The sequence below is a fragment of the Streptomyces sp. NPDC051286 genome, assembly GCF_044455345.1.
Taxonomy (GTDB): Bacteria; Actinomycetota; Actinomycetes; order Streptomycetales; family Streptomycetaceae; genus Streptomyces.
This window is the reverse complement of sequence record NZ_JBITER010000034.1, coordinates 1-26,357: the sequence shown is the minus strand read 5'-3', so window position 1 is coordinate 26,357 and position 26,357 is coordinate 1. Positions and strand designations below refer to the sequence as shown.

Genomic DNA, 26,357 nt, shown 5'->3' with positions numbered 1-26,357 from the left:
TGGTGGCCGTGACGGCCGCCCGCCAAGTGGACACTTGTCCCCTTGGGGTGTCCTTCCGGGGGAGTCTTTCCGCGGGTCCCGTCCGGGCCCGTGCGCCGACGGTCGTGAACATTAAGTCATTCGACTGTCGCCGCTGACCCGTGCCTGAACGATCCTGAAACAGTCGCCCGCGTGCCGGTGCCGGGTGGTCGTCATGCTCGGAGGAACCAGCCGTGAACCGTACTCCCGTTGTCTTCATCCATGGCGCGTGGCTGCACGCGCTTTCCTGGGAGTCGTGGGCCGAGCGCTTCGCCAGCCGTGGGTTCCTCGCCCTCACGCCCGGGTGGCCGGGGGAGGCCGCGGCCGCTGGGGAAGTGCGCAAGTCCCCCGAGACGCTCGGCGGCATCGGCCTGGACGCGCTGACGGACCACTACGCCAGAATCGTACGTTCGTTCGATATCTCGCCGGTGATCGTCGGCCACTCGGTCGGCGGGCTCATCGCGCAGCATCTCATCGGAGCCAATGTCGGCCGCGCCGCGGTGGCCATCGCATCCGCCCCGATCAACGACATCCCGCTGCCCGCCTCCCCGGGGCGGCTGTGGACTCCCGCCCAGGCCGACGCCGCCGACCGGCTGGTGTCCCTGTCTCCGGAACAGTTCCATCACGTCTTTGCGAACACCGTCGGAGCGGAGGAGTCCGACCGGCTCTTCGAGCGCTATGTGGTGCCGGCACCGCGGCGCCTGCTCACCGACCTCGGATGCGCGGGTGCGGTTCGCAGCCCGCGTGCCGTGGCGGACATCGGCAACGCGGGCCGTGGCCCGCTTCTGCTGATCTCCGGACAGGGGGACCGGCTGGTGCCCGACTCCGTCACCCGCGCGGTGTATAAGCAGTACGGCGACTCCACGGCGGTCACCGACCTGAAGCAGTTCGCGGACCGCGCCCACTCGCTGGTCATCGACAGCGGATGGCGCTTCGTCGCCGACTATGTGCTCGGCTGGCTGGACGAACGCGGCATCCGCGCACATCTCGCCGAGAGCTGAACGCAGTCCAGGTCACACGTTCTGGTCGCCGGGAAGCTTGCCCAGCGCGTCGCGCAGTGCGGCGCGCGAGGTGATGTCCAGCTTGGGGAACACCCGGTAGAGGTGGGAGCTGACCGTACGCGGTGACAGGTGCATCCGTTCGCCGATCTCCTTGTTGGTCAGACCGCCCGCCGCGAGATCGGCGATCCGGCGTTCCTGCCAGGTCAGCGCGGCGAGGTGCGCCGAGGAGGCGACGGTGGATGCGCCGGTGGCTCGGAGCTCAGCCCGGGCCCGCTCGGTCCAGGTGGGTGCGCCGAGCCGCTCGAAAGTCTCGGCGGCCAGGGTCAGCGAATGCCGTGCCGACTTCCTCCCCTGGGTGTGTCGTAGGCGGATGCCGTGGGCGAGGCGGATGCGGGCGAGTTCGAAGGGGAAGTTCGCGGCGGCGGGGTGGGTTTCGGCGTGTTCGTACATCTGGTCGGCTTCGGTGGGGTCGGTGGCGGTCATGGCGAGGGCGCCGTAGGTGATGAGGGCGAGGCGGGGGGAGATGTCGGGCAGGCCGGCCTGGTGGGCGGCGAGGGCGTGGCGGCGGGCTTGTTCGGAGCGGCCGGTGTGGACGGCTGCTTCGACGAGGTCGAGGAGGGTGCGGGAGGCTTGGTGGGCGTAGGGCTCGAAGGAGCCGGGGGGTGTGATGCCGATGGCGTGGAGGTAGGCGGCTTCGTAGTCGCCTTCGCTGAGGGCGGCGGTGGTGCCGACGGCGTCGGCGATCTGGGTGAGGAAGCCGACGCCGCGGGGGCGGGACCAGGCGTCGACCATGGCCTGGAGCTCCCGGGCGCGTTCGACCTGGCCGCGCAGGGCGGCCAGTTGGGCCAGATACGCACGCGTGTGATGCGCGAACAGCGCATGCCGGTGGGAGGTCGTGAGGTCCAGGCAGCGCTGTCCGGTGCGCTCGGCCTCGTCCCACTCACCGACCGTGATCTGGTCGAGCATGATCAGATGCAGCATCGTCATGCCGGAGCCCATGGCCCCGGTCTCCACCTCGCGGTCCACGGTGCGCTGGAGATGCGGCCGGTACGGGCTGAGTGTGTCCACGTGGTAGGCGGCCACCCCCAGCCGGCTGATGTCCCACGGTTCGAGCTCGCGGAGGTCGGCGAAGGCACCTTCCACCCGCCCGTGCACACCCGCGCCGTGCCGCACCACATCGCCCCAGGCGTCCTTGTAGACGTGTGAATGCGGGGACACCAGGTCGCCAAGGGAACCGAGCAGCTCATGGGTGCGCTCCCACGCGGCCTCGTCACTCGCGTACTGGTTGATGGCCAGCAGCAGGTTGACCAGCCGTGTGAGCACCTCGTTCGGCTGCCGCTCCCCGCCGTCACGCATGTTCTCGATGTCGTCACGCAAGTTCTCGATCGCCGCGACGACCTGGCGCTGCGAGGACCGTACGTCCCCGTCCTCGTACAGCGCCACATAGGCCGAGGTGACCACCGAGATCGGAGACTCGGTCCTTCCGGACGGCGTGTCGGAGCGGACCAAGTGCTGGGCCCGGTCCAGCAGGCCCGCGTGGCCGGCGATGAACGCGGCGTCGCCCAGCCGCCGGGACCGTTGCTCGTGACTCTCGCTGAGCTCCGCGGCACGGGTCAGCCAGGCGACGGCGGCCAGCGCGCCGCCACGTCGGGTGGCGGAGTCGGCCGCCGTCTCCAGCGCGGCCGCGACCTCCTCGTCCGGGTCGATCGTCGAGGCCCCCAGGTGTGTGGCGCGCCGTTCCACGTCATCACGGTGTACGTGGGTGAGGGCGGCGTGCGCCGCGCGCCGCTCGTTGGGGGTCGCCGTCTGGACAACGGTCGACCGCACCAGCGGGTGCCGGAAGACGAAGTCACCGCTGAGCGGGTCGATGTCCAGCAGGCCGCAGGCCGCAGCCTCGTCGGCGTTCACCATGCGATAGCGCGTGCCCCGTGTGCGGCCGGCCGCCGTACCGGCTCCGACGCCGTCCAGGGCGCCGCGCAGCAGCTCAGCGCGCACGGTGTCACTGAGGGCCTCGATACGAGAGCCGTACACGTGCTGAAGGCGCAGGGGCAGCGGGACGCCGGCGTATCCAAACAGTTCCTCGGCGTCGTATCCCGCCCGGTCGCCGCGCACATAGGGCGGCAGCTCCAGCAGGGCCAGCGGGTTTCCCTGGGCCTCGTCCAGGACCAGACGGCGGATCCGGGGATCGAGTCCGGGATGGCGCATGTCCAGGAGCTGTTCGGAGGCCTTCTCCGACAGCGTGGTCACCGGCAGTTCGGGCAGCGCGGCCGTGTCGAAACCCGAGGGCACTTCGGAGCGCAGGCCGACGACGAGTTTCACCGAGCTGCCCGTGAGTCGGCGCCCCACGAACCCGCACACCTCCGTGCTGGAGGTATCGAGCCACTGGCCGTCGTCGAGAACCAGCAGGAGGGGTTGCTGCGAGGCCGTGAGGGAGAGCAGGTCGAGGACGGCGATGCCGAGGGTCATGACCGAGGGAGGTGTGCCCTCGCTCCTGCCGAAGACGACGTCGAAGACGCCTCGGTGGCTGTCGTCCAGCTGGCCGATGTAGGGGAGCAGCGGATACAGGAACTGGTGCAGACCGGCGAACGGCAGCTCCGACTCGGCCTCGACCCCGGCCGCTCTGATCACCCTGTGTTTCTCGCCGGTCGCGAGTACGGCGGCGTGGTCCAGCAGAGCGCTCTTGCCCACACCTGTGTCACCCCGCAGGACGAGAGCCCGGCCCCCGGAGGCCACCACGAGTGCCGACAGCACCTCCTGCTCGCTCTCGCGGCCGACCATGGTCCCGACGATCGACTCCACTGTCCCCCACTCCCTTCACTGCTGAACCAGCGCCCGGCCGGGGCTGCCCGTGCGTACGGATCGCGCCAGGCGGCAGGGCGAGGGTACGTCGTTGTTCCTCGTCGCCGTGGCGACGACCACCTGCGCGGTTCGTCTCCGGACCTCGGGTGGGTGGTGCGCTCCGGAAGCCGCCGACACGGTCGCGGTCGTGCCCCCGTACGGCCGGTGAGCGCATCACACATGGGGTGCGCTCACCTGGAATGGCGGCTGCGCCCATGATGTCCCGCCGCCTGTCCCACTCCTCCCGGGACAGAAGACTAAGTGTCTCCTGGGGTTTCCGTCACCTGTTATGGCTGAAAAGTTTCTTGTGCGGCTTCCGAGCGGTTGGAACGGCCCTGTGCGCCGGGTGTGTACTTTCTCCTGCGAGACATGTGTCATCGACCCGAAGCACCGATCCTTCAGGAGGACCATGATGGGTCACTCCGCCCGCGCGTTCTGGCTGCGCTCGCCGGGGCACGGCGAGCTCCGGGACGTGACGTGCCGGAGCCGAAGGACGGCGAGTTCCTGGTGCGCACGCTGTGGTCGGGGGTCAGCCGTGGCACCGAGATGCCGATGTTCCGCGGCCTCGCCGCGGGCGACCTCCCCGCGCTGTGCCACCGCATCCGGTACGAGGACTGACACCGCCGCACCGGGCGGCACGCCGCGGCGACCCGGCGCGCGGGCAGTGCCGCCACAGGTGAGCTAATGTCATACGTATCTACTTCACACATGTGTAAGGATGCGACAGGCGGGGCCCGGCAGGCGCACCGCTGGGGAGCGAGGTGGGCATGGACTGGGTCGACCGAGGGCTGTGCCGGACGCGGCCGGAGCGGATGTTCGCCGAAGGCGCTCAGAACGAGGCCAAGGCCGTCTGTGCCGACTGCCCGGTCCGGCTTGACTGCCTGGCCTATGCCCTGGACAACCGCGAGGAATACGGCGTGTGGGGCGCGATGACCGAACGGGAACGCCGTGCGCTGCTGCGCCGCCGTCCGGCCGTGACCTCCTGGGCGGAGATCTTCGAGGCGGCCCGGACGCACGAGGACAGGGTGCTGAACAGCATTCCTCTGCAGGCCCGCCGTACGCCGTCCCGGGCCGTCGGCCGCGCAGCGAGACGGCGGCCGGGCACGGCGCGGAAGGGACTCGACCGCTGACCGATCCCGATCGCTGGGGGCCGAACTCGACCGCTGTAGACCGAACCCCACCGCTGAGGACGGGGCTGGACCGCTGAAAACGAGGCCACCGTTCCAGCTGTTCCTGCTGCGCCCGCCATTCCCGCCGAGTCCGAACTCGTCGAAGACCTCGAGCGCGGCGGTCAGCCCCATGGTCTGAGGCACGGCGCCGTACCGCTCCGGCGTGTCACGTTTGGTGTGCACGTCACGTGGGGCCGCTTCCGCTCCGGCTCCTGAGACATCGAGTCGATCCGGAGCGGTCCGGGAGAGAGAGCGGCTTTCCGGTACCGTACGACCCGTCGGCCGCGACCGGTCCGCCGGCGAGCCGGGTTCCCGCCGCCGTCGCCGGGGCGGCGGAGAACCCTTCACCGGGAACAATGTAGCCCGCCCGCCCCGGGTCCACCCCGCCCCGCGAGGGTCGTGCCGTCCGTCCGCCGCTCACACATGTGACCGAGCGGCGGGATACCTGACGACCTGCCGAGAGGCCGCGGCGGCCCACCTTCTAAGGTGTGAGTATGATCCAGCACCGCAAGGGCCTCGTCCTCGACTTCGGTGGTGTGCTGACCACACCTCTGCTGCCCGCCGCGCTCGCCTTCGAGCGACGCGAGGAACTGACCGAGGGGACTCTGCTCACCGGCATGTACCTGAACCCCGAGGGAATCAGGCTCACCGAGGAGCTGGAGCGCGGCACGCTCACGCAGACGCAGTGGAACGAAGCGGCCGGCCGGCTCCTCGGGATCCCGCCGGACAACCTGATGGGCCGTATCTTCGCCGATCTGCGCCCCGAGACGTCGGTGATCGCGGCGGCCGCCGCCGCGCGCCGGGCCGGAGTGAAGGTCGGGGTCCTGTCGAACTCCGTCGGCATGACTCCGTGGAACCTGTACGACGGATACGAGGTGGAGAACCTCTACGACGCCGTGGTGCTGTCCGAGGTCCACGGGACGCGCAAGCCCGAACCGGAGATCTTCCGGCTCGTGCTGAAGGAACTCGGTCTGACGGCCGAGGAGTGCGTGTTCGTCGACGACACCGAGCAGTATCTGCCGCCCGCGGCCGAACTGGGCTTCGCCACCGTCCACGCCGTGGAGCCCGCCCGGACGGTCACCGCCCTGGAGACCCTGCTCGGCATCCTCCTGACAGACAAGGGCCCCGACCGGGTCACCTCGTGAGGAGACATATATGCGACTAGTAGGGCTTTGTTAGGTACCCCGATTGATCATCTCCAGATAGGTTGTGATGTTCTTTCAGGTGTGACACCTGAGGAGATGGAGAAGGTCCGCACGCGCTTGGAGGCGTTCGCGGAGGAGATGCTCGGTTCTCTGGCCCGGCGGGATCAGCGGGCCAAGGGCGAGCTGTACCTGCGCGGGCTGATGCTGGACGGCAAGCGCAAGTCGATGCAGCCGATGGCCGAGCGCCTGGGCGTGGACCACCAGCAGCTCCAGCAGTTCGTGTCCTCCTCGACCTGGGACTGGGCCAAGGTCCGTGAGCGGCTGGCCCGTTGGGGTGCGACGAATATCGCGCCGGAGGCGTACGCCATCGACGATGTGGGCTTTCCCAAGGACGGCTATGACTCACCGGGGGTGGCGCGGATGTACTGCGGTGCGCTGGGAAAGCGCGGCAACTGCCAGATCGGCGGTGCGACGCGAGGTCGCACGCTGTGAGTGGTTACGTAGTGAGGAGGTCGGCATGACGCCGATGACGTAACCCGGGCCAGTGTCCAAGGCCCGTCCCCTCTCCGACGTGCGCCGCTGGTAACGGCGGGGTGCGAAGCTCGGGGAAGAAGCCCAAGGGCTCCCGTTCCATCCGGGGACCACAGGCAAGGGGAAGACCGGACGGGTGAAGCTCACTGAACCCTCAACGATGCTCCGTGATGGCAAGCCTCGCAGATGGGACGTATGAGCGGGGTGCAGGACTGGCCGCTGAGAAGCGGCAGGTGCCGGTCGAAGACACCGAGTCGGCCGGGAGGACACCACCGTCCCGGGGTAATGAGGGCGCCCACCCCGGTCGCATCTCACACGTGCGGAACGCGACAACCCCGTTGGGGTCCAGACCTGTCGGTCTGGTCAGCCGACCGTAAGGGAGGCCCAGCTCCCCAGCGGGTGCAGGACGGCCCAAGAAGCCAACGCCGGCCGCCGAAAGGCAGCAGGAAACCGGGACACACCGGCGCCTCCGCCGAGTCCCGCATAACTGGCCGGATACGGGCAGATGCTCGGACCCGAAAGGGTGCTGACGTGGGCCGGGTGAGCCTGTGAAGAGCGCTGTTGAACAGGAACTGGAACCGAAGGGCAAGTTAGACACCGTGACGGTCATATCCGCTGCCGATCCGGCTGCGACCAGCACCGATCCGGTGAACGGACCGGAGGGCACTCCACTCGACTGGGATGCCATCGACTGGCAGGCCCAGGAAGAGTCAGTACGGCGACTGCGGCAGAGAATCTTCACGGCATCGCAGGCAGGGGACCTCAAAAGGGTCCGCAACTTGCAGAAGCTGATGCTCCGTTCCCGGGCCAACACGCTGGTCAGCGTGCGTCGGGTGACGGAGATCAACGCAGGACGCAAGGCGGCCGGGATCGACGGTCAGGTGATTCTGACCACCTCGGGCAAATCGGAACTGGCCCACTGGGTCCAGCACCGGACCAGCCCAGGCACGGCCCGTCCCGTCAAGCGGGTGTATATCCCCAAGCCAGGCGGCAAGAGACGCCCGCTCGGCATTCCCGTGATCCTGGACCGGGTGCAGCAAGCCCGGGTCTCCCAGGCACTGGAACCGGAGTGGGAAGCGCGGTTCGAGCCGAAGTCGTACGGCTTCCGGCCTGGCCGCAGCTGTCAGGACGCGATCGCGGCGATCTACTGGACGGCCAAGGGCAGCAAAGCCCGCCGCCGGTGGGTACTGGACGCGGACCTAGCAGCGGCGTTCGACCGAATCGACCACGATCACCTTCTCCAGCAGCTCGGCACGTTCCCCGCGCGGGAACAGATCGAGCAGTGGCTGCGAGCGGGTGTGGTCGAGAAAGGCCGGTTCACGCCGACCGAGGAGGGAACTCCCCAAGGCGGCGTGATCACGCCCCCGACACAGTCGGCAACTTCCGCTTCGAGGTAACGCTGAGCTACCGACGCCTGGAGAAGCTTCCGCGCTCCGGGAGTAAGGGGCGTCACAGTGGGTAGTAGGTTTGTGACATGGTTCGTGGTGATCGTGTCGATGGCGCCGAGTACGCCCGGCGGGTCAATGCCGCCGCTGATCTGGTCGGCACCGGTGTGCCGGCGGCGGCTGCCGCCCGCGCCCTGGCGGACAGGTTCGATGTGTCGGTGCGTCAGGCACACCGGTATGTGGAGCAGGCCATGGCTGCTGGGCGCGTTGAAGTTCCCGAGGCGAGTGTGGTGTTCACCGTCAAGCTGCCGGGGTCGCTGGCCGGGCAGGTTCGTGCGCGGGCCCGCGCACGCGAGGCGACGATCTCCGCGGTGGTGGCCCAGGCGCTGGCTGAGTTCCTTCAGCGGGGCGATCCGGGGAAGCGTCCGCGCAGGTGAGCGACCGGGCGGTGGAGGTGGAGGCGGTCTTCGACCGCCATGCGGCGGCGGACCTGTCCGCGGCCTACGCACTGTTGGTACCGCAGCGCCGAGCCCGTATCCGGGCCGGCCCCGACCCGGCAGGAGAGGCCGATGACCAGCGTGGCGATCTACGCCCGGGTGTCCTCCGCCCGACAGAAGAAGGACCAGACGATCGGCTCTCAGACCGCGGCCCTGCGCGCGCACGCCGCCGGGCAGCGTCTTGAACTGCCCGAGGAATGGGTCTTCGAGGACGAGGGCCACTCCGGGGCGACCCTGGTACGGCCCGCGCTGGAGCGGCTGCGGGACCTGGTCGCGCAGGTCGGCGTGGACGTGGTGCTGTGCTACGCGCCGGACCGCCTGGCCCGCAAGTTCGCCTATCAGGCGCTGCTGATCGAGGAGTTCGCCCGCGCGGGCACTCGGGTGGAGTTCGTCAACGGGCCGCGCGGCGACACCCCGGAGGACCAGCTGCTGGTCCAGTTCCAGGGCATGTTCGCCGAGTACGAGAAGGCACAGCTGATGGAGCGCTACCGGCGCGGGAAGAACTACCGGGCCCGCTCCGGGTCGGTCAACGTCCTGGGCGGCGCCCCGTTCGGCTACCGCTACCTGCGCAAGACCCCCGAGTGCGGCGGCCGCTACGAGGTTGTCGAGTCCGAAGCGTCCCTGGTCGTGGAGCTGTTCCGCCGCTACGTCGACGACGGCGCCTCGATCGCGGACCTGACCCGCTGGCTCACCGAGTCCGGCACACCCACCCGCACCGGTAAGCACCGGTGGGACCGCAGCGTGGTCTGGGGCATGCTCCGCAACCCCGCCTACGCGGGCCAAGCGGCCTTCGGCAAGACCCAGATCCTGCACGAGTCCCCAGGCCTGAACCGCCGAGCCCGCCTGGAGGGCCGCACCACCCCGCGCGCAGTCAAGACCGCCGACCGTCCCCGCGAAGAGTGGATCACCATCCCCGTCCCCGCGCTCATCAGCACCGACACCTTCGAGCGCGCCGCCCAGCGGCTGGAGGACAACAAGCGCTTCGCCGCACGCAATACCAAGGTCCCCTCCCTGCTCCAGGGCCTGAGCGCGTGTGCCGCCTGCGGATACGGCTACTACCGCACCTCGACCACCACCACCTCGGGCAAGAAGATCTACTACTACCGGTGCCTGGGCTCGGACGCCTACCGCTACCAGGGCGGACGGGTCTGCACCAACAAGCCTGTCCGCGCCGACTACCTCGACACCCTCGTCTGGAACCACGTCACCGCACTGATCGCCGACCCGCACCTGATCCGCATCGAGATCGACAAGCGCCTGGAACAGGCCCGCACATCCGACCCGGCCACCCGCCAGCGCACCCGGCTGCAGTCCGCCCTGGCCAAGTCCACCACCGCGATCACCCGGATGATCGAGGCGTTCCAGGAACAACTGATCACCATCGACGAACTCCGCGCCCGCATCCCCGACCTGCGCGCCCGCGAGAGCAACCTACGCGGACAGCTCGACGCACTGGAGGCCCAACTCGCCGACCGCGACGCCTACCTCAAACTCGCCGACGACATCGAAGGATTCCTCGCCCAACTGCGCGGCAACGCCGCCCTGGCCGAGGTCCCCGCACGCCAGCGCGTCCTGCGACTCCTCGTCAAGGACATCCTCGTCGGCCCCGAGAAGATCACTATCCGGCATCGCATCCCCACCCGGAGAACCACTGCCCACGGTGATCCACACCAACCCGCCACTGATACGGAGGGTGACGCACGCCCAGATTGCCAATTGCGTTGGGGGCGAGACCAGCCCCGTGCTCTTGAACATCGCTCTGCACGGGATGGAGACGGCTGCGGGAGTCCAGTACCGGCAGACCGGCCGCCGTGCCGGTGACACCATGCCGGGCTCCCCGCTGCTGGTGAGATACGCCGACGATCTTGTCGCCCTGTGCCATTCACGGGAACAGGCCGAACAGGTCAAGGCCCAGCTTGCCGAGTGGCTGAGGCCGAGAGGACTGGTCTTCAACGAGGACAAGACGCGCGTCGTCCACCTCGAAGAGGGCTGCGACTTCCTCGGCTTCACCATCCGCCGCTATCACGGCAAGCTGCTGATCAAGCCAAGCCGCGAAGCCGTCAGACGGATCCGGAACAGGCTGCGCGCCGAGGTGCGGTCCCTTCGCGGGGCCAACGCCGCTGCGGTGATGCAACGGCTCAACCCGATTATCCGCGGGTGGTCAGCCTACTACCGGAGCGTGGTCGCCAGCGAGGTCTTCACCGCGCTGGATGACTACATGTGGAAGCTCACCTACAAGTGGGCAACCCGCGCTCACCCGAACAAGCCCCGGCACTGGGTCACCGCCCGGTACTACGGCACGTTCAACAAGTCCCGGCAGGACCGGTGGGTCTTCGGCGACCGCGACAGCGGCGCCTACCTGCTGAAATTCGCCTGGACAAAGATCGTCCGACACCAGATGGTCAACGGCTCGGCGTCCCCGGACGACCCTGCCCTGGCTGCCTACTGGGCCGAACGGCGCCGCACCAGCGCACCCCCGCCGATCGACCGCGCCACCCTGCGTCTGCTCCAGACGCAGAACGGACAGTGTCTGATCTGCCGGGGTCCGCTGCTGCACGTCGACAACCCGCCGTCCAGCCCCACCGAATGGGAGCAATGGCTGCGGAGAACCCGCCAGGCGATCACTGCCAGGAAGATCACCTACAGCGGGATCGACACGTCGGACGGGGTCGAGCTCCGTCTCATCCACACGTCATGCGGCACTGCACGCCTGTGAGCCTTCGGGGCTTGCTTGAGCCGAGCTGCGGGGAAAGCCCGCACGGCCGGTTCTGAGGGGGGACCGTCGCAGCAATGCGACGGTCCTACCCGACTCAGCGTCAACCTGGTCAGCGACCATGCCTCCTCGGCGGTCGACTGGCGCCTGTTCCTGCCCGAAAGCTGGGACGACACCAAGAACACCGGCGATGCGCTGCTGACCGGGGCGATCCAGCGCCGACGCGCCAAGGCGGACATCCCCGACAGCGAGCGGCACAAGGAGAAGTGGCGCCTGGCCCTGGACATGCTCGACGAGGTCCGAGGGGACTGGGAACTGCCCGGCCTGCCGGTGGTCGCCGACGCCGGATACGGCGACGCGACCGGCTTCCGCGAGGGCCTGACCGAGCGCGACCTGGCGTACGCCGTCGCGGTCAAGGGCACCACCACCGCCTACCCGGGCGACGCCGTCCCCGAGCGCCCGCCCTACAGCGGCCAGGGCCGCCGGATGCTCGACCGCGTCTTCGCGGCGGGCCTCCGCCCGTACTACCCGAAGACCACCACCCCGCAGGAAACCAACGTTCGAGTAAGCAGCGGTTGACCCCGTCTGGCTCCCGGCCACCACGGGCAGGATGAGAGCGGGCCGCTGCCGGTCAACAGACCGTGACGAAGGACGGCGGGTGCCGCATCGGCGGAGGCACCCACGTTCACCTCGTCCTCGGTGAGCTCACGCATCTCGTTATTGGCCCTCGTGATGCCGGCCTCTTCCCCGAGGCGGGTCAGGCTGCCTGGCCGAAGCCTGCCGTGGTCAGGTCTTGGTCTCGCAGCGGGGTGAAGTCGATGTCCAGCTTCGGGTTGTATGCCTCGGGCTGGATGCCGAGTTCGTGGGTGGAGTACTTCCCGAACCGCTTGATGTGCTCAGCCAGGTACGGCGAGATGTGAGCGAGGTCCTCCGGGTCACCCTGTCCGGTCCCCCGGCGCTCGTGGCGCCGGGGGACCGGCATGGCGAACGCACCGATGGGAGAGTTCTTGAAGCGCCCCCAGTCCGGCAGCGAACCGTCCCGGCTCCGGCGCGTCCACATCCCCGGAACTGTGCCGCTGCTGTCTTCGGTGGTTTCCCGGCGCCCGCATGACGAGGAGGAGAAGCAGGACCCCGCGTCCAACTCTGCGCGGGGGCCCGGGGCCGGGCATACGTCGAATGACCGAGCCAACGGCGAAGTCGTCAGCGGCCGTCAGCCGTCCTGGCTGATGTCGAGGTTCGAGAGCGCGTCCCTGAGCGCGGCCCGCGAGGTGATGCCCAGCTTGGGATAGATCTGGTAGAGATGCGTGCCGATGGTCCGATGCGACAGGAACAGCCGCTCGGCGATCTGCTTGTTGGTCAGCCCGGTCGACGCGAGCGTGGCGATCTGCAGTTCCTGCGCGGTCAGCGCCACGGGCCCCGGCCTGGCGGCGGTCGGCGCGGACTGGCCGCTCGCCCGCAGCTCGGCCGCCGCGCGCGTCACCCAGGGCCTCGCGCCCAGCCGCTGGAAGGCCTCCAGCGCCAGGGTCAGCTGCTCCCGGGCCTCCGCCGTGGCGCGCAGGCGCCGCAGCCGTTCGCCGTGGAAGAGGCGTACCCGTGCGGCGTCGAAGGGCCAGCGCTCCTGACCGGGCACGGACAGCGCCCGGTCGAAGAGGGCCACGGCCCCCTCGCCGGGCGTGGTCAGCGCCTCGCCGGCCAGTACCAGCAGCTCCAGCCGGGGCGACAGCTCGGCCATCGCGGACGCGCGCATCGCCGCCGCGTGGGCGGCGGCCTCCTCGTCCCTGCCGGTTCGCAGGGCCGCCTCGACCAGGTCCATCGTGCCCCACATGGCGATCGGGACGTAGGGGGCCACGGTCCCGGGCGGGCTGAGGGCGCAGGCGTGCTGGTAGGCGGTCTCGAAGTCGCCGCTGCCGAGGGCGGCCAGTGTCCTGGCGTGGCAGGCGAAGAACCGCGCACCGTGGGCCCTGCGGGGCGTCGCCCACCGGACGATCTCCTCGGTCAGGGCGGCACTCGTCGTCACGTCGCCCCGCGCCGCGGCCACGACCGCCTGCACATACTGGAAGTACCACGCGAAGAACCGGTAGTCGTGCTCTTCGCACAGCGCGAGTCCCTCGGCGGCCGACTGCGCGGCGTCGTCCCACTGGCCCACGTGGTAGTAGTCCAGGCCCAGGTGCATCAGCGCGCCCAGATGCCGGCGGACGGGCGCGGTACCGGCGCGGCCCTGCTCGACCAGTCGGCGCGAGGCCCACCGAAAGTCCCCGAGCCGGTCCGGGTAGACCGAGGCGGTGCCGACGCGTACCACGCGGGTGGGATCGTCGCCCACGGTGGCGATCAGCTCGGCCAGCCGGGGCAGCGCCCGGGGACCGGTGCGCGCCGGGTCGGCGAAGGTCTGGGTGACCACCCACAGCAGCTCGGGCGGTCGTGGGGTCAGCCGGTCCACGAAGTCCCGCAGCGGCTCCCACAGCTTGGGGTCACCGCCGTACCAGCACAGCAGCACCAACAGGTGCAGGGCTTCGACGAGGGCACCGTCCGAGGCGTCGTAGCCGTGCCCGCCCGCCTCGATCGCGCCGACCAGCAGCCGGTACGCGGTGTCGATGTCGCCGTCCCTGTTGATCAGCAGGAACGCGGAGGCGGCCGCCGCGTGCAGCGATTCCTGCCCGGTGGGATTGATGAGCCGGGCTCCCGCGAGCAGCCGTGAGGCGTCCTCCAGTTCACCGCCGGAGTCGACGCCGACATAGGCGGCCTCCGCCAGACGGCGGCTCGCGTCGGCCACCGCGGGGCTGAGTCCGGCGGCCCGGGTCAGCGCCGTCACCGCGCCGAGCGCGTCCCCGCGCCGCAGCAGGCGGTGCCCGGCCTCCTCCAGCAGGGCCGCGACCTCCTCGTCCGGGCCCACGGCCGCCTGTCCCAGGTGCCAGGCGCGGCGCTCCGGGTGGTCGCTGAGCACGTCGGCGAGCGCCTGGTGGGCTCTTCTGCGTTCCGAGGCGGTCACCAGCCCCACCACCGCAGAGCCGATCAGCGGATGCCGGAAGGACAGCCGTCGGTTGTCGGCCGAGATCGTCACCAGCCGGTTTCGCTCCGCCGGGGCGAGGTCGTCGACGGCGGCCCGGCCGGCCGCGGCCGCCTCGATCGAGGCCAGGTCGCCGGTTCCGTCGAGGGCGGCGATCAGCAGCAGTTCCCGGCTGCGGTCGGGCAGGCCGGCCACCCGCGAGGCGAAGAGGGCCTGCAGCCGCTCGCTCAGCGGCAGTACGCCGGGCACCGCCGACAGGGTCGCGCGCTGCTCGGCGGAGAGCGCCGTCGGCAGCTCCACCAGCGCGAGCGGGTTTCCGCGTGCCTCGGTCGCGATGCGGCGCCGTACCGCGGGGGAGACGTCGGGATGCGTGAGGGTGAGCAGCTCGGCCGACGAGGCGTCGTCCAGTGGCTGGAGCCGGTACTCGGTCAGACCGCTCGACTCGAAGAAACTGTCGGAGCCCTCGCGGGAGGCCGCGAGGAAGCCGATACGGCTACCGACGAGCCGTCGGGCCACGAAGCCGAGCACGGAGTTGGTCGCCCGGTCCAGCCACGGCAGGTCGTCGACGACGAGCAGGAGGGGCGTCTGGACAGATATCAGCCGCAGCAGCAACAGCACCGCGGTGGAAGTCAGGAGGCGGTCGGGAGCCGGCCCGCCACCGATGCCGACCGCGACCCGCAGGGCGTCGCGGTGGACGGTGTCCAGGATCTCGAAGTCGTCGAAGAGCGGTACGAGGAGCTGGTTGAGACCGGCGTAACTGATGTCCGCCTCGAACTGCACGCCCGCCGCGCGCAGCACCCGGACCCCGTTGCGCACGGCGCCCGCCGCCACCGCGTCGAGCACAGCGGTCTTGCCCACCCCCGCCTCGCCCGAGAGCAGCAGAGCCGCTCCGTGGACCTCGGAGTTGCCGCTGAAGAAGGAGTGGATGAACGCGAGGTCGCTGTCGCGTCCGACCAACCGACTCGAGGCCGGGCAGACGGTCGAGTCCAGGTCATTCATCGGGCTGCCTCCAACGGCCGACATATGGAGGCCCGGTGCCGTGAGCCGACCTGGCTGCGCCCCAACCCGGCTCCGTGCGACCCATGCAATCACTGCAGTCTAAAGGACGTCCAGATTTCGCCCTTGCCGCTCCCTGAGCTGGGCCTCCGGTGGAAGTTCGGCGGGTGTTCGGGCGGTTGTGGGACGGGGCGCCGAGGGCGTCGAAGCTATTACGGCGTAATGGGTTGGGGGCCATTACGCCGTGATGGCGGGGGCTGACGGGGCCGTGGTGGCCGGGCGTCGGGAGAAGCGCCGCGGGCCGGATCGGGTGCGGGCTGTCCGGTGCGGGCCGTTCGCGGCGCCACGGCCGGCGGATCAGGAACGGCGCAGCAGGTCGGCGGCGCGTTCGGCGATCGCGTACACGGTGGCGTTGGTGTTGTTGGAAGGGATGGAGGGGATGACGGAGGCATCGGCGACGCGCAGTCCCTCGAGGCCGCGCACCCGCAGTGCGGAGTCCACCACGGACACCTCGTCCTCGCCCATCATGCAGGTGCCGACGGGGTGGCAGTACGAGCCGAAGTACGTGCGGGCGTAGTCGGCGATCGACTCCTCGTCCACCGTGGTGAGCCCCGGGCTGACCTCCTCGATCCCCCACTCGGCCAGCGCCGACGACCCGGCGATCCTGCGTGCCGTCGCGATGCCGGACAGCACCGCCCGGACGTCCTCCTCCTCGGTGAAGTAGCGGGGGTCGATCACCGGCGGGGTGTACGGGTCGGCGGAGGTGATCCTGAGCGAGCCGCGGCTTGCGCAGGAACCCGTTGTCCGCGACGAACGCGAGTGTGCTGTTGGACTTGCGGTTGACCGAGACAAGCACGACGACCAGCGAGTTGAGGGTAAGCAGCAGGTGTAGCCTGCCGTGCGCGAGACGACCCGGTCGGGGCGCGGACCGCGGCCCGGTGTGCGGCACCTGCGTCAGGGAAGGATGACTGATCACACCCGACAGAACGTCCCGGACACCCGGGAAGGTTCACCCCGTGTTCGCGGTGACCGGCGTACACAGCCCCCGCATGAGCACGTCGACGAGCCGCTCGGCCCTGGCTCGGTCATCGTCCTGCGGGCCGACGTGCCACAAGGGGCAGAGCAGCAGAAGCACGTCGCCGGTCGTCGTCCCGGGCGCGAGGCTGCCGGCCGCCTCGTTGGCACTCACCAGCGCCGACAGGGCGTCGAGCAGCGGCCGGTACTCCTCCGTCAGCGCGCCGCTGGCTCCCCTGACCGCGCACGCGAGCTCCGATGTGGCCCTGCCGAGACCAGCAGGCGTTCCAGCCACGCCCGCAGCGCGAGCAGCGGGCAACCATGCACACGTCGACGCCGGCCGGGGGCTTGATGAAGCCGCAGCGGATGTTCAGACCGTGGCCGCGTCGACCAGCGTCCCCAGGTCTCGGTCGCGGTGCCCCCGATACCGTGCAGGAGTATCGGACCGGGCCCGCTGGCCCGGATGTCGTACGCGAGCATGTGTCACGTCTTCTCACACTTCCCTCCACAAGTATGGGAGGGGACGCCATGTGGGTTCACATGTCAGGGACGCGTGTCGGCACTCGCGACGGTGAAGCGTGGTGGGTTTCCGCGGGGCTCAGGCGGTCAGGGTGTGCTGTCCTCGGAGCTCAGGCGGTCACGAGGCCGTGTCCTTCGCCGGTTTCGGGTCCGCCTGCTTGGTGGTCCAGTTGGTGAGGATGCGCAGGGCGTCGTGGGAGGGGGTGCCGGGTTCGGCGGTGAGGACCATCAGGCGTTGTCGGGAGTCGTCGGGGCTGGCCCAGGTGTCGCAGTCGAGGGTGAGGTCGCCGACGAGGTGGTGGCGGTAGTGCTTGGTGCCGTAGCTCTCGCTGTTGACGCGGTGCTCGGCCCACCAGGTGCGGAAGTCGGGGTCCTGGATGGTCAGTTCGCCGACGAGGCGGGCGAGGTCGGGGTCGTCGGGGTCGGCCGCGGCCTCCATGCGCAGCGCGGCGACCGCGTCCCGGGCGTCATGGGCCCAGTCCAGGTGCATCGCCCGGATCACCGGGTCCTTGAACAGCAGGTGTACGTAGTTGCGGCGGGCCTGCGGGATCGACGCGAAGTCGGTGTAGAGCGCGGCGGCGGCCGGGTTCCAGGCCACGATGTCCAGGCGTTTGCCGAGAACCACGGCAGGAGCGAGCGTGAGCTGGTCGAGCAGGCGCCGCATGGCGGGCCGTACGCGTTGGGCGGGTCGGCGGCGTGGGCGCTCGTCGGTCCGGTCGGCGAGTTCGTAGAGGTATCTCTGCTGGTCGTCGTCGAGGCGCAGGGCGCGGACCAGGGTGGCGAGGACGGGCGTGGAGGCCCGGACGCGGCCCTGTTCGAGCCGGGTGTAGTAGTCCACGCTGATCGCGGCGAGCTGGGCGACCTCCTCACGGCGCAGTCCCGCGACCCTGCGGGCGGAGTCCGTCCCGGGCAGTCCGCACTCGGATGGTGTGAGCTGCGCCCGGCGGGCCTTGAGGAAGGCCCCGAGTGCGCGGTTGTCGGAGTGCGAGGTCATGCCGTCCATTCTGATGCGAACGCACACCCATGAGGTGCGCGGGTTCTGCTGGCCGTCCCACCGGCGTCGCCCGAGGGCGGCGGGAGCTGTGGTCCCGCCGCCCTTCGGTGTGGGGTAGGTCAGCGGACGGTGGCGCGGGCGGCTCGTTCGATGACGTCGGCGACGAGGCCGGGGTGGGAGACGGCGACCGAGTGGGACGCGGCGACCTCGGTGGTGTGCGCGTGGGCGCGCTTGGCCATGAAGCGCTGGACCGCGGCGGGGATGTTGAGGTCCTGGTTGGTGACGATGTCCCAGCTGGGGATGGTCTTCCACGCGGCGGTGGTGGCCTTCTCCTCAAGGGCGGCCTGCGCGATGGGGCGCTGTTCGGCGGCCATGAGGGCGGCCTGCTGCGCGGGGACGTCCGCGGCGAACTGATGGCGGAACTTGTCCTGCTGGATGTACAGGTCGGTGGCGGTGGTGCCGTCGGCCTGCTGGTAAGTGACCGGGTCGAGGGCGTCGGGGAGGGTCGAGCCCGGGTACTTGTTGGTGAGTTCCAGGGCGGTCTCGCCGGGGGCGGGCAGGAAGGCGGCGACGTAGACGAGGGCCTTGACCTCGGGGTCGTTGGTCGCGGCCTCGCTGATGACGTTGCCGCCGTAGGAGTGGCCGACGAGGATCTTCGGGCCCTTGACGTGGTCGAGGACCGTACGCAGGGCGGCGGCGTCGGAGGCCGGGCCGCGCAAGGGGTTGGCGGCGGCGACGACGGGGTAGCCGTCGGCGCGCAGATTGGCGATGACGCCGTTCCAGCTGGAGCCGTCGGCGAAGGCGCCGTGCTCCAGGACGATGGTCGGCTTGGTGTGTCTGTCGGCTCCGGCGGCCTCAGCAGTCTTGGCCGCGCCGCTGGCGGTGCCGCTGAGGGCGAACGCGCCGAGCGCGAGACCCGCCGTGACCGTCGAGACCACACCCGTCACCAGCCGCTTGCGTCCACCCTTGATGCTCACCACGACAAACCCCTTTCAGGTGTTTCGACAGTGGTCGGGCCGGCCTCACCGGCTTCGTCACTGTCCTGACTGGTGACGAATTTGTCATGCGATTCGTCACCTGTCAAGATGGTGACGAAGGATGTGGGGCTTCCTGTCAGGTGTGCGAGGCTGGAGCCCGCGCGAACGGACGCGTACAGAAAGGTGAGGTGCCATGAGCGACGTCGAGGAGAAGGCGCTGCTGGCGGGTGGCTGCTTCTGGGGGATGCAGGAGCTGATCCGGGCGCTTCCCGGTGTCGTGGACACCGGGGTCGGCTACAGCGGGGACGACGACAAGCCCCGTCCCACCTACCGCGACCACGGAAAGCACGCGGAATCGATCGAGATCACCTTCGATCGCACGGTCACCGACTACCGCACGATCCTGGAGTACTTCTTCCAGATCCACGACCCGACCACGACGAACCGGCAGGGCAACGACGTGGGCCTCAGCTACCGCTCCGCGATCTTCTACCTCGACGACGAGCAGCGCCGCGTCGCGCAGGACACCATTGCCGACGTCGAGGCGTCCGGGCTGTGGCCGGGGCCGGTGGTGACCGAGGTGGTGCCGGCCGGCCCGTTCTGGGAGGCCGAGCCGGAGCACCAGGACTACCTCCAGCGCTACCCGGACGGCTACACCTGCCACTTCCCGCGCCCGAACTGGCGCCTGCCCAGGCGCGACCAGTCCTGAACACACGCGCGGCCGGGATGGACGATGCCCTTCCCGGCCGCGCGCGTCCGGGGCCGACGCACACGTGTCACTGGTCCGGCCCCCGGGACGAACCCGGTCCGGCCGAACCTGATCCGGCCAGCCGTGATCCGGTCGGCCGTACGCCGCCCTCACCACGGCGTTTCGTACGGCGCCCTCACGCCCCGTCGGCCGTCAACCCTCGCCCTACTTCACCCACGGGCCCCGCACGAGGATGTCGGCCAGGGCCGTCGCGCAGCCCGAAAGCATCCTCTCCCCCTTCTCCGGGGTCGCCACCCGGGCGTCACCCGCGACACCGGACTCGGTGATCCGGTCGAAGGACACCGCCATGTACACCGGGTCGGTGGACTCCGCGGGCAGCGTGATGCGCGGTCCGTGCGCCTCGGCCAGGTGCTCGTCGCGGATCAGCTCGGGGTGGGCGGCCATCATCATGGACGTCTCCCCCTCACACGCGTGCATGAGGCCGTCCTGAGTCTCCAGGGTCTCCCGCACCACGTCCCGGCCGGCGCCGAAGTAGCTGGCGAACGCGATCGGCGTTGCCAGTTCCGCGGTCAGCTCGGTCGTGAGGGCGTGGAGGGCGGTCATGTTCCCGCCGTGCCCGTTGACGATCAGGATGCGTGAGAAACCCGCCCGGATCACGGAGCGGCAGATGTCACGCAGCAGCGCGTGCAGCGTGGGCAGACTGAGCGTGAGGTTCCGCCGAAGGCCATGTGGTGCTCCGACAGGCCCGTCGGGACCGACGGTGTCACCACCACGCCGATGTGCTCGGAGGCCAGCTCCGCCGCCCGGCGGCACACCTCCGCGGCCAGGAAGTCGTCCACACCGGTGGGCAGATGAGGGCCGTGCTGCTCGGTGGCTCCCACGGGCAGCAGCACCACCGCGTCCCGGGCTGCGAGGTCACGCAGTTGCGCGGCGGTCAGACGGTTCCACTGGACTTCGTTCATCTCTGGGACTCCTCCTGGAGCGACCGACACGTATGCGGGTTGCCGGGTCGGTGTCGGGTGCGGGGCTCAGGCCTGTCTAGAGGTGGTCGGCGTCGACGACGGCCTGGGCGAAGACGGTGGGCGCTTCCTGCGGCAGGTTGTGGCCGATGTTCGCGATGGTGCGGTGGTCGTAGGGGCCGGTGAAGTGGGCGCGGTAGGAAGAGCCGTCGCCGGCCGGGGTGAAGGGGTCCAGCGCCGGGTCGAGGGTGATGGTGGGAACGGCGATCGGGGGCTGCGCGGCGAGCTGCTTCTCGTAACGGTCGTAGCGTCGTTCGCCCTCGATGAGGCCGATCCGCCAGCGGTAGTTGTAGAGGACGATGGCGGCGTAGTCGGGGTTCCTGAAGGCCTCGGCGGTCCGCGCGAAGGTGGCGTCGTCGAAGTGCCAGTTGGGGGAGACGAGGGTCCACACGTAGCGGCACAGCGCGATGCGCTCTTTCTCGTTCTCCATGGCCTTCTTGCCGCGGTCGGTGGCGAAGTACCACTGGTACCACCAGTTGCGCTCGACGGCCGGGGCGGCGGGCTCCAGCTGCGACTTGAGGTTGGTGATGACATAGCCGGTGGTGGAGACCAGCGCCTTGACGCGCTCGGGCCACAGGGCGGCGATGATGTCGCCGGTGCGCGAGCCCCAGTCGAAGCCGGCGAGGACCGCCTTGTCGATCTTGAGGGCGTCCATCAGGGCGATGATGTCGAGGGCGATGGCGGACTGCTCGGCGGTGCGGGGGGTGCGGCGGGACAGGAAGCTGGTGCTGCCGTGGCCGCGGAGATAGGGAACGATGACGCGGTAGCCCAGGTCGGCGAGGAGCGGGGCGACGTCGACGAAGCTGTGGATGTCGTAGGGCCAGCCGTGCAGGCAGATGACGACGGGGCCGTGAGCGGGTCCGGCCTCGGCGTAACCGATGTCCAGGACGCCCGCCTTGACGTGCTTGAGCGTGCGGAACCCGGTGTGGGTGCCGGCGGTGATGGCGGGCACGGTGGGAACGGGTGTGCCGCTCGGCTGGGGCGAGGCGGTCGTGGCGGACGCGTTGGTCGTCAGGCCGGACAGCGAGACCGCGGCGGCCGCGCCGGCGCCCAGGCCGACGGCCTTGCTGAAGGTGCGCCTGTTGATCATGTGAAACCCTCCGTCGTGCGTTTCCGGTGACCGGCCCGAGCCTGGGAAACCTCTCATTCGCATCGGCGGTACGCGATCACCGCGGCTCTTGGCGCGACGACCCTCACACACAGCTTGTCACCTGTCAAACAGGTGACACGAGAGTGTTTCCCGTGAACCGGACAGCGGGTGGAGACTGTTTCCTCCCGCGGCCCGGACCGGCGGCACATACTCTGGTCTGCGGTGAAACCGGACACATCAGTCACATGACGGTACGATGCGGCCGACGATTGCTGCCACCCCGCGCACTCCCGGTTCCCGGCGCCCGGCCACGGAGTCGCAGGTGGCGAGGCCGGGCGGCACATCCGCCGCCTTGACAGCCGTATTTCTGCCCGCTGCCTTGGAACCCCGGGGCTTAGGTCATTCGACTGAAACAACGCTTCCCAGCCGGGCCGGGCTTGTGAGAATGACCCCTCGGGCATCAGATGTCCCGTTCGTCCTCCAGTCTGGCCAGCGCGTCGCGCAGTGCGGCGCGCGAGGTGATGCCCAGCTTGGGGAACACCCGGTAGAGGTGGGAGCTGACCGTGCGCGGCGACAGACGCATCCGCTCGCCGATCTCCTTGTTGGTCAGACCGATGGCGGCGAGATCGGCGATCCGGCGTTCCTGCCAGGTCAGTTCGGCGAGCTGTGCGGACGTGGCACGGGTGGCCAGCCCCGACGCCCTCATCTTGGCCCGGGCCCGCTCGGTCCAGGTGGGTGCGCCGAGCCGCTCAAACGTTTCCGCGGCTCGCAGGAGGAGCTGGCGTGCGTCCTTGGGCCCCTGGGTGTGTCGTAGGCGGATGCCGTGGGCGAGGCGGATGCGGGCGAGTTCGAAGGGGAAGTTCGCGGCGGCGGGGTGGGTTTCGGCGTGTTCGTACATCTGGTCGGCTTCGGTGGGGTCGGTGGCGGTCATGGCGAGGGCGCCGTAGGTGATGAGGGCGAGGCGGGGGGAGATGCCGGGCAGGCCGGCCTGGTGGGCGGCGAGGGCGTGGCGGCGGGCTTGTTCGGAGCGGCCGGTGTGGACGGCTGCTTCGACGAGGTCGAGGAGGGTGCGGGAGGCTTGGTGGGCGTAGGGCTCGAAGGAGCCGGGGGGTGTGATGCCGATGGCGTGGAGGTAGGCGGCTTCGTAGTCGCCTTCGCTGAGGGCGGCGGTGGTGCCGACGGCGTCGGCGATCTGGGTGAGGAAGCCGACGCCGCGGGGGCGGGACCAGGCGTCGACCATGGCCTGGAGCTCCCGGGCGCGTTCGACCTGGCCGCGCAGGGCGGCCAGTTGGGCCAGATACGCACGCGTGTGATGCGCGAGCAACAGGTATCCGTGGGAGGTCGTGAGGTCCAGGCAGCGCTGTCCGGTGCGCTCGGCCTCGTCCCACTCACCGACCGTGATCTGGTCGAGCATGATCAGGTGCAGCATCGTCATGCTGTTGCGTACGAAGCCCGTCTCGGCCTCGCGGTCCACGGTGCGCTGGAGATGCGGCCGGTACGGGCTGAGTGTGTCCACGTGGTAGGCGGCGACTCCCAGCCGGCTGATGTCCCAGGGCTCCATGTCCGCAAGGCCGGTGAACTCCCGCTCCACCCGTTCCCGCACACCGGCACCGTGCCGGACCACGTCGCCCCACGCGTCGCCGTAGATCATCGAGCGCGACGGGACCAGATCGCCCAGCGAGCCGAGCAGCGCGCGGGTCTCCTGCCACTGGGCCGGGTCACCGGCGTACTGGTCGATCGCCAGCAGCAGGTTCACCAGCCGCGCGAGATTTTCGGAGGCCTTGCGTGGCGGGCGGTGGCGCAGGCTCTCGATCGCCGCGACGACCTGGCGGTGCGAGTGCCGTACGTCCCCGTCCTCGAAGAGCGCCATATAGGCCGAGGTGACCACGGACGCCGGGGACTCGTCCGTGCCCGGTGACCGGTCGGAGCGGGCGAGCCGCTGCGCCTGGTCGAAGAGCCCCGCGTGGCCCGCGGCGAAGGCCGCGTCGCTGAGTCTGCGGGAGCGGTCCTCGCGGTTCTCGCTCAGCTCTGCGGCTCGGGTCAGCCAAGTCACGGCGGCCACCGCGCTGCCGCGCCGGGTGGCGGAGTCGGCCGCCGCCTCCAGTGCGGCCGCGACCTCCTCGTCCGGGTCGACCGTCGCGGCCGCCAGATGTGTGGCCCGCCGCTCGACGTTGTCGCGGTGCACCCTGGCGAGGTCGGCATGGGCGGCCCGGCGCTGGTTGGGCGTGGCCGTCTGCACCACGGTGGAACGCACCAGCGGGTGCCGGAAGACGAAGTCGCCGCTGACCGGGTCGATCTCCAGCAGGCCGGCCGCCACCGCCTCGATGGCGTCGCGCACACGGTAGCGCCCCAGACCGTGCGCGGGCACGGTTCCCGGGGTCGCTCCGACACCGTCGAGGGCACCGCGCAGCAGCTCCGCACGGACGGCGTCGCCGAGCCTCCTGATACGTGTGCCGTATACGTGCTGAAGGCGCCGGGACAGCGGCAGCGAGGCGTCGTGCAGTCCGAGGAACTCCGCCGCCGCGAGTTCCGGCTGCCCGGCGGGGACATGGGCGGGCAGTTCGAGCAGCGCCAGCGGGTTGCCCCGGGCCTGGTCCAGCACCAGACGGCGGACAGGTGTGTCCAGGCCCGGGTGGCGCAGGTCCAGAAGTCGCTGCGCGGCCTCCTCGGAGAGGGCCGTGACCGGCAGTTCCGGCAGGGCGGCGGTGTTGAAGCCCGACGCGACGTCCGAACGCAGCCCGACGACGAGCTTCACCGAGCTGCCCGTGAGCCGACGCCCCAAGAACCCGACCACCGCGACGCTGGAGGCGTCCAGCCACTGGCCGTCGTCGAGGAGCAGCAGCAGCGGCCGGGTCGAGGAGGCCCGGGACAGCAGGTCCAGGACGGCGATGCCGAGCGACATGACCGACGGTGGCTTTCCGCCGCTCCGCCCGAAGACCGTGTCGAACACCGTGCGGTGCACCTGGTCCAGGCCGTCGACGAAGGGCAGTAGAGGGTGCAGGAGCTGGTGCAGGCCGGCGAACGGAAGCCCGGACTCCGCCTCGACCCCAGCAGCCCGGACCACCTCGTTGCCCGCCCGCGCCGCCAGCTGGGCCACATGGTCGAGCAGGGCGCTCTTGCCGACCCCCGTCTCCCCCCTGAGGACGAGGGACTGCCCTTCGGCGGCCGTCACGAACGCGGACAGCTGCCCCCGTTCACCGTCCCGGCCGATCATCGTCACGAGCGATTCCATGGCGCCCCACTCCCTTCACCACCGGACCAGCCATGTGTGTCCACGGTCGAGCTTATGTGTGTGGGCTGCCGTTCTTGCGGTGAAGGAAATCGTGAAGCACATGTTCCGCCTGTTCCCCCTGAGCAGCGGGCGCCGAAAGCGGCGTATACCAGGGCAATCAGCCGAACTTCCCGCCCCCGAGCCTCGGTCGTACCGCAAACGCCGCACGCCTTCGTTACCTGCGAATCCGCCCGTGCCGCCGACACCTGACCGGGCGCAATGCCGATACCGCCGTCGACACCGGACGCCCGGCAGGTGAACGCATGATCACATGTGAGATCGAAACACACACCTGTAGTGGATCACATATGACAGGGTGCACGGTGGCGAGTCAGCTGTCGCCCCGAGGGCGTCACAGCGGATGTTCTCGCCAGGCCGAGCCTCCCGTGTCGCGAGGACCGGGGCCAGGCCATCTCACCTGCCGCACTCTGGAGAGAGCATGCAAGGTCCGAGACGCCGACGCGGCGGCAGCAGAGCGGCCACGGTCGCCGTCACCGTCGGCCTGACTCTGGCCTCCCCGTACGCCGTCGCGTCGCCCCTGGCCGCGCAAGCCGTCACGGGGCATGACCCAGATACGCCAGAAACCCGCCACGGGATGATCTTGGGGGGTTGAACGCCTCGCCCCGTCACCCGTTCGGCTCAGCGTCGTTGGTGGTGATGTTGAGTTTCGTCTGGGGCGGGGTGGGTTGTGACCTCAATCGAGAGGACCGCGTATCCGCGGTTTGTGCGACATCCCGTGAGTTCCCCTGAGCCCCGCTGAGTCCCTGGGCCCGTGGCCAGCGGGTTCTTCCTCCTTCGTGTGCTCTGCCGGCTTGTGACGTAACTTCGGGATTCTTGAAGCGTTCTCATCCCGTCCGACCGATTCGCAGTCGGGTCGAAGGTGAGGAGGCTCGGGTTGGCGGCGCTGGCAGTCGTACGGGACCTGCGTGAGCACTGGGCGCCCGCGTCGGCTGAGGAACTGGAACGGTTCGAGACCGATGTGCTGTCCGGGTTCGTCCTCGCACGGGCCTCAGCAGGGCTGGCGGACGGCACCATCCGCGGGGACGTCGGTCACCTGGATCAGATCAGGACCTGGTACGGCCGGCCCTTGTGGGACATGGAACCCGCTGACGCGGACGTGTACTTCGGGAAGGTGCTGCGGCACTCGCCCAGCGGCACCCGGCTGGGCCGCTCGCAGGCGTTGAGCACGTACTTCATGTTCCTGGAGCTGCGACACAAGGTCGAAATCCACCGGATGACCGGCCGGGTGGTCGAGTGCCCGATCGACGAGATGAACCGGCCGCGCGGGGCCAAGGACGCCCAGCTGCGGATCCCGCCGAGTGAGCCGGAGATCGGGACGTTGTTCACCGGCTGGGGCGGTGAGCTGGCCACCTGACCATCCCCTCGTAGCGTAGAGGCCGTGACTGCAGGGGAAGTTGGGGGTCATGGCAGAGAAGCGACGAAAGTTCGACGCGGAGTTCCGTGAGG

At 69.9% G+C, this 26,357-nt stretch carries 21 protein-coding genes and 2 pseudogenes; 12 read left to right on the top strand and 11 right to left on the bottom strand.

Going from position 1 to position 26,357, the window contains the following annotated elements:
• Positions 1 to 212: 212 nt before the first annotated feature.
• Positions 213 to 1,019 (top strand): alpha/beta hydrolase, encoded by an 807-nt coding sequence (locus ACIBB8_RS27645; RefSeq protein ID WP_398956586.1) that lies wholly within the window; start codon positions 213 to 215, stop codon positions 1,017 to 1,019.
• A 12-nt stretch (positions 1,020 to 1,031) separates the two neighbouring features.
• On the opposite strand, the gene ACIBB8_RS27640 is transcribed toward ACIBB8_RS27645, so the two are convergent.
• Complete coding sequence (locus ACIBB8_RS27640) at positions 1,032 to 3,797, bottom strand: AAA family ATPase (protein ID WP_398956655.1); 2,766 nt, start codon at positions 3,795 to 3,797, stop codon at positions 1,032 to 1,034.
• A gap of 472 nt (positions 3,798 to 4,269) precedes the next feature.
• Here ACIBB8_RS27640 and ACIBB8_RS27635 point away from each other — a divergent pair.
• The 9 genes and pseudogenes from ACIBB8_RS27635 to ACIBB8_RS27595 form a co-directional block, all read left to right on the top strand.
• Positions 4,270 to 4,421 (top strand): annotated as a pseudogene (locus ACIBB8_RS27635) (dehydrogenase); the annotation flags it as partial.
• Positions 4,422 to 4,624: 203 nt separating this feature from the next.
• Positions 4,625 to 4,987 carry a WhiB family transcriptional regulator gene (locus tag ACIBB8_RS27630; protein WP_398956584.1) on the top strand — a complete coding sequence of 121 codons (363 nt, stop codon included), beginning with the start codon at positions 4,625 to 4,627 and terminating at the stop codon, positions 4,985 to 4,987.
• 533 nt (positions 4,988 to 5,520) lie between these two features.
• The gene (locus ACIBB8_RS27625; RefSeq protein WP_398956582.1) at positions 5,521 to 6,171 is read left to right on the top strand and encodes an HAD-IA family hydrolase; all 651 of its coding nucleotides are present in this window, start codon (positions 5,521 to 5,523) and stop codon (positions 6,169 to 6,171) included.
• 81 nt (positions 6,172 to 6,252) lie between these two features.
• Positions 6,253 to 6,663, top strand: coding sequence for a transposase (locus tag ACIBB8_RS27620; RefSeq protein ID WP_398956580.1), 411 nt, complete (start codon positions 6,253 to 6,255; stop codon positions 6,661 to 6,663).
• Between the two features lie 686 nt (positions 6,664 to 7,349).
• Positions 7,350 to 8,066: pseudogene (locus ACIBB8_RS27615) on the top strand (reverse transcriptase N-terminal domain-containing protein); the annotation flags it as partial.
• Positions 8,067 to 8,176: 110 nt separating this feature from the next.
• Positions 8,177 to 8,524, top strand: a complete 348-nt coding sequence (locus ACIBB8_RS27610; protein WP_398956578.1) for a hypothetical protein — start codon at positions 8,177 to 8,179, stop codon at positions 8,522 to 8,524.
• Between the two features lie 132 nt (positions 8,525 to 8,656).
• Positions 8,657 to 10,405 (top strand): recombinase family protein, encoded by a 1,749-nt coding sequence (locus tag ACIBB8_RS27605; RefSeq protein WP_398956576.1) that lies wholly within the window; start codon positions 8,657 to 8,659, stop codon positions 10,403 to 10,405.
• A complete protein-coding gene (locus ACIBB8_RS27600; RefSeq protein WP_398956574.1) occupies positions 10,326 to 11,300 on the top strand; it encodes a group II intron maturase-specific domain-containing protein in 975 nt (324 codons plus the stop codon). Before ACIBB8_RS27605 ends, ACIBB8_RS27600 begins: the two co-directional genes overlap by 80 nt.
• Positions 11,301 to 11,315: 15 nt before the next feature.
• Positions 11,316 to 11,876, top strand: a complete 561-nt coding sequence (locus ACIBB8_RS27595) for a transposase (protein ID WP_398956572.1) — start codon at positions 11,316 to 11,318, stop codon at positions 11,874 to 11,876.
• Between the two features lie 178 nt (positions 11,877 to 12,054).
• Here the strand turns inward: ACIBB8_RS27595 and ACIBB8_RS27590 are convergent, their stop codons facing one another.
• From ACIBB8_RS27590 to ACIBB8_RS27565, 6 genes are all read right to left on the bottom strand, one after another.
• Positions 12,055 to 12,357: a hypothetical protein gene (locus ACIBB8_RS27590; RefSeq protein WP_398956570.1), complete on the bottom strand. Its 303-nt coding sequence runs from the start codon at positions 12,355 to 12,357 to the stop codon at positions 12,055 to 12,057.
• A 150-nt stretch (positions 12,358 to 12,507) separates the two neighbouring features.
• Positions 12,508 to 15,300: an ATP-binding protein gene (locus tag ACIBB8_RS27585; RefSeq protein ID WP_398956569.1), complete on the bottom strand. Its 2,793-nt coding sequence runs from the start codon at positions 15,298 to 15,300 to the stop codon at positions 12,508 to 12,510.
• A 354-nt stretch (positions 15,301 to 15,654) separates the two neighbouring features.
• Positions 15,655 to 16,149, bottom strand: coding sequence for a GMC oxidoreductase (locus ACIBB8_RS27580; RefSeq protein WP_398956567.1), 495 nt, complete (start codon positions 16,147 to 16,149; stop codon positions 15,655 to 15,657).
• 157 nt (positions 16,150 to 16,306) lie between these two features.
• A complete protein-coding gene (locus tag ACIBB8_RS27575) occupies positions 16,307 to 16,606 on the bottom strand; it encodes a hypothetical protein (protein ID WP_398956565.1) in 300 nt (99 codons plus the stop codon).
• A 342-nt stretch (positions 16,607 to 16,948) separates the two neighbouring features.
• Positions 16,949 to 17,824 carry a helix-turn-helix domain-containing protein gene (locus tag ACIBB8_RS27570; protein WP_398956563.1) on the bottom strand — a complete coding sequence of 292 codons (876 nt, stop codon included), beginning with the start codon at positions 17,822 to 17,824 and terminating at the stop codon, positions 16,949 to 16,951.
• A 119-nt stretch (positions 17,825 to 17,943) separates the two neighbouring features.
• Entirely contained in the window at positions 17,944 to 18,804 is an 861-nt protein-coding gene (locus ACIBB8_RS27565) for an alpha/beta fold hydrolase (RefSeq protein ID WP_398956561.1), read from the bottom strand.
• 190 nt (positions 18,805 to 18,994) lie between these two features.
• On the opposite strand from ACIBB8_RS27565, the gene msrA reads away from it, so the two are divergent.
• Positions 18,995 to 19,510 (top strand): peptide-methionine (S)-S-oxide reductase MsrA, encoded by a 516-nt coding sequence (gene msrA, locus ACIBB8_RS27560; RefSeq protein WP_189282452.1) that lies wholly within the window; start codon positions 18,995 to 18,997, stop codon positions 19,508 to 19,510.
• 204 nt (positions 19,511 to 19,714) lie between these two features.
• Here msrA and ACIBB8_RS27555 read toward each other — a convergent pair whose 3' ends face one another.
• From ACIBB8_RS27555 to ACIBB8_RS27540, 4 genes are all read right to left on the bottom strand, one after another.
• Positions 19,715 to 20,209, bottom strand: a complete 495-nt coding sequence (locus ACIBB8_RS27555; RefSeq protein WP_398956652.1) for a creatininase family protein — start codon at positions 20,207 to 20,209, stop codon at positions 19,715 to 19,717.
• On the bottom strand, positions 20,164 to 20,472 hold the full coding sequence (locus tag ACIBB8_RS27550; RefSeq protein ID WP_398956559.1) for a creatininase family protein: 309 nt from the start codon (positions 20,470 to 20,472) through the stop codon (positions 20,164 to 20,166). The genes ACIBB8_RS27555 and ACIBB8_RS27550 overlap by 46 nt, the downstream gene beginning before the upstream one ends.
• Before the next feature lie 76 nt (positions 20,473 to 20,548).
• Positions 20,549 to 21,619: an alpha/beta fold hydrolase gene (locus ACIBB8_RS27545; RefSeq protein WP_398956557.1), complete on the bottom strand. Its 1,071-nt coding sequence runs from the start codon at positions 21,617 to 21,619 to the stop codon at positions 20,549 to 20,551.
• Between the two features lie 460 nt (positions 21,620 to 22,079).
• Positions 22,080 to 24,851, bottom strand: coding sequence for an AAA family ATPase (locus ACIBB8_RS27540; protein WP_398956554.1), 2,772 nt, complete (start codon positions 24,849 to 24,851; stop codon positions 22,080 to 22,082).
• A 934-nt stretch (positions 24,852 to 25,785) separates the two neighbouring features.
• Here ACIBB8_RS27540 and ACIBB8_RS27535 point away from each other — a divergent pair.
• Positions 25,786 to 26,265 (top strand): hypothetical protein, encoded by a 480-nt coding sequence (locus tag ACIBB8_RS27535; RefSeq protein WP_398956552.1) that lies wholly within the window; start codon positions 25,786 to 25,788, stop codon positions 26,263 to 26,265.
• Positions 26,266 to 26,357 lie beyond the last annotated feature (92 nt).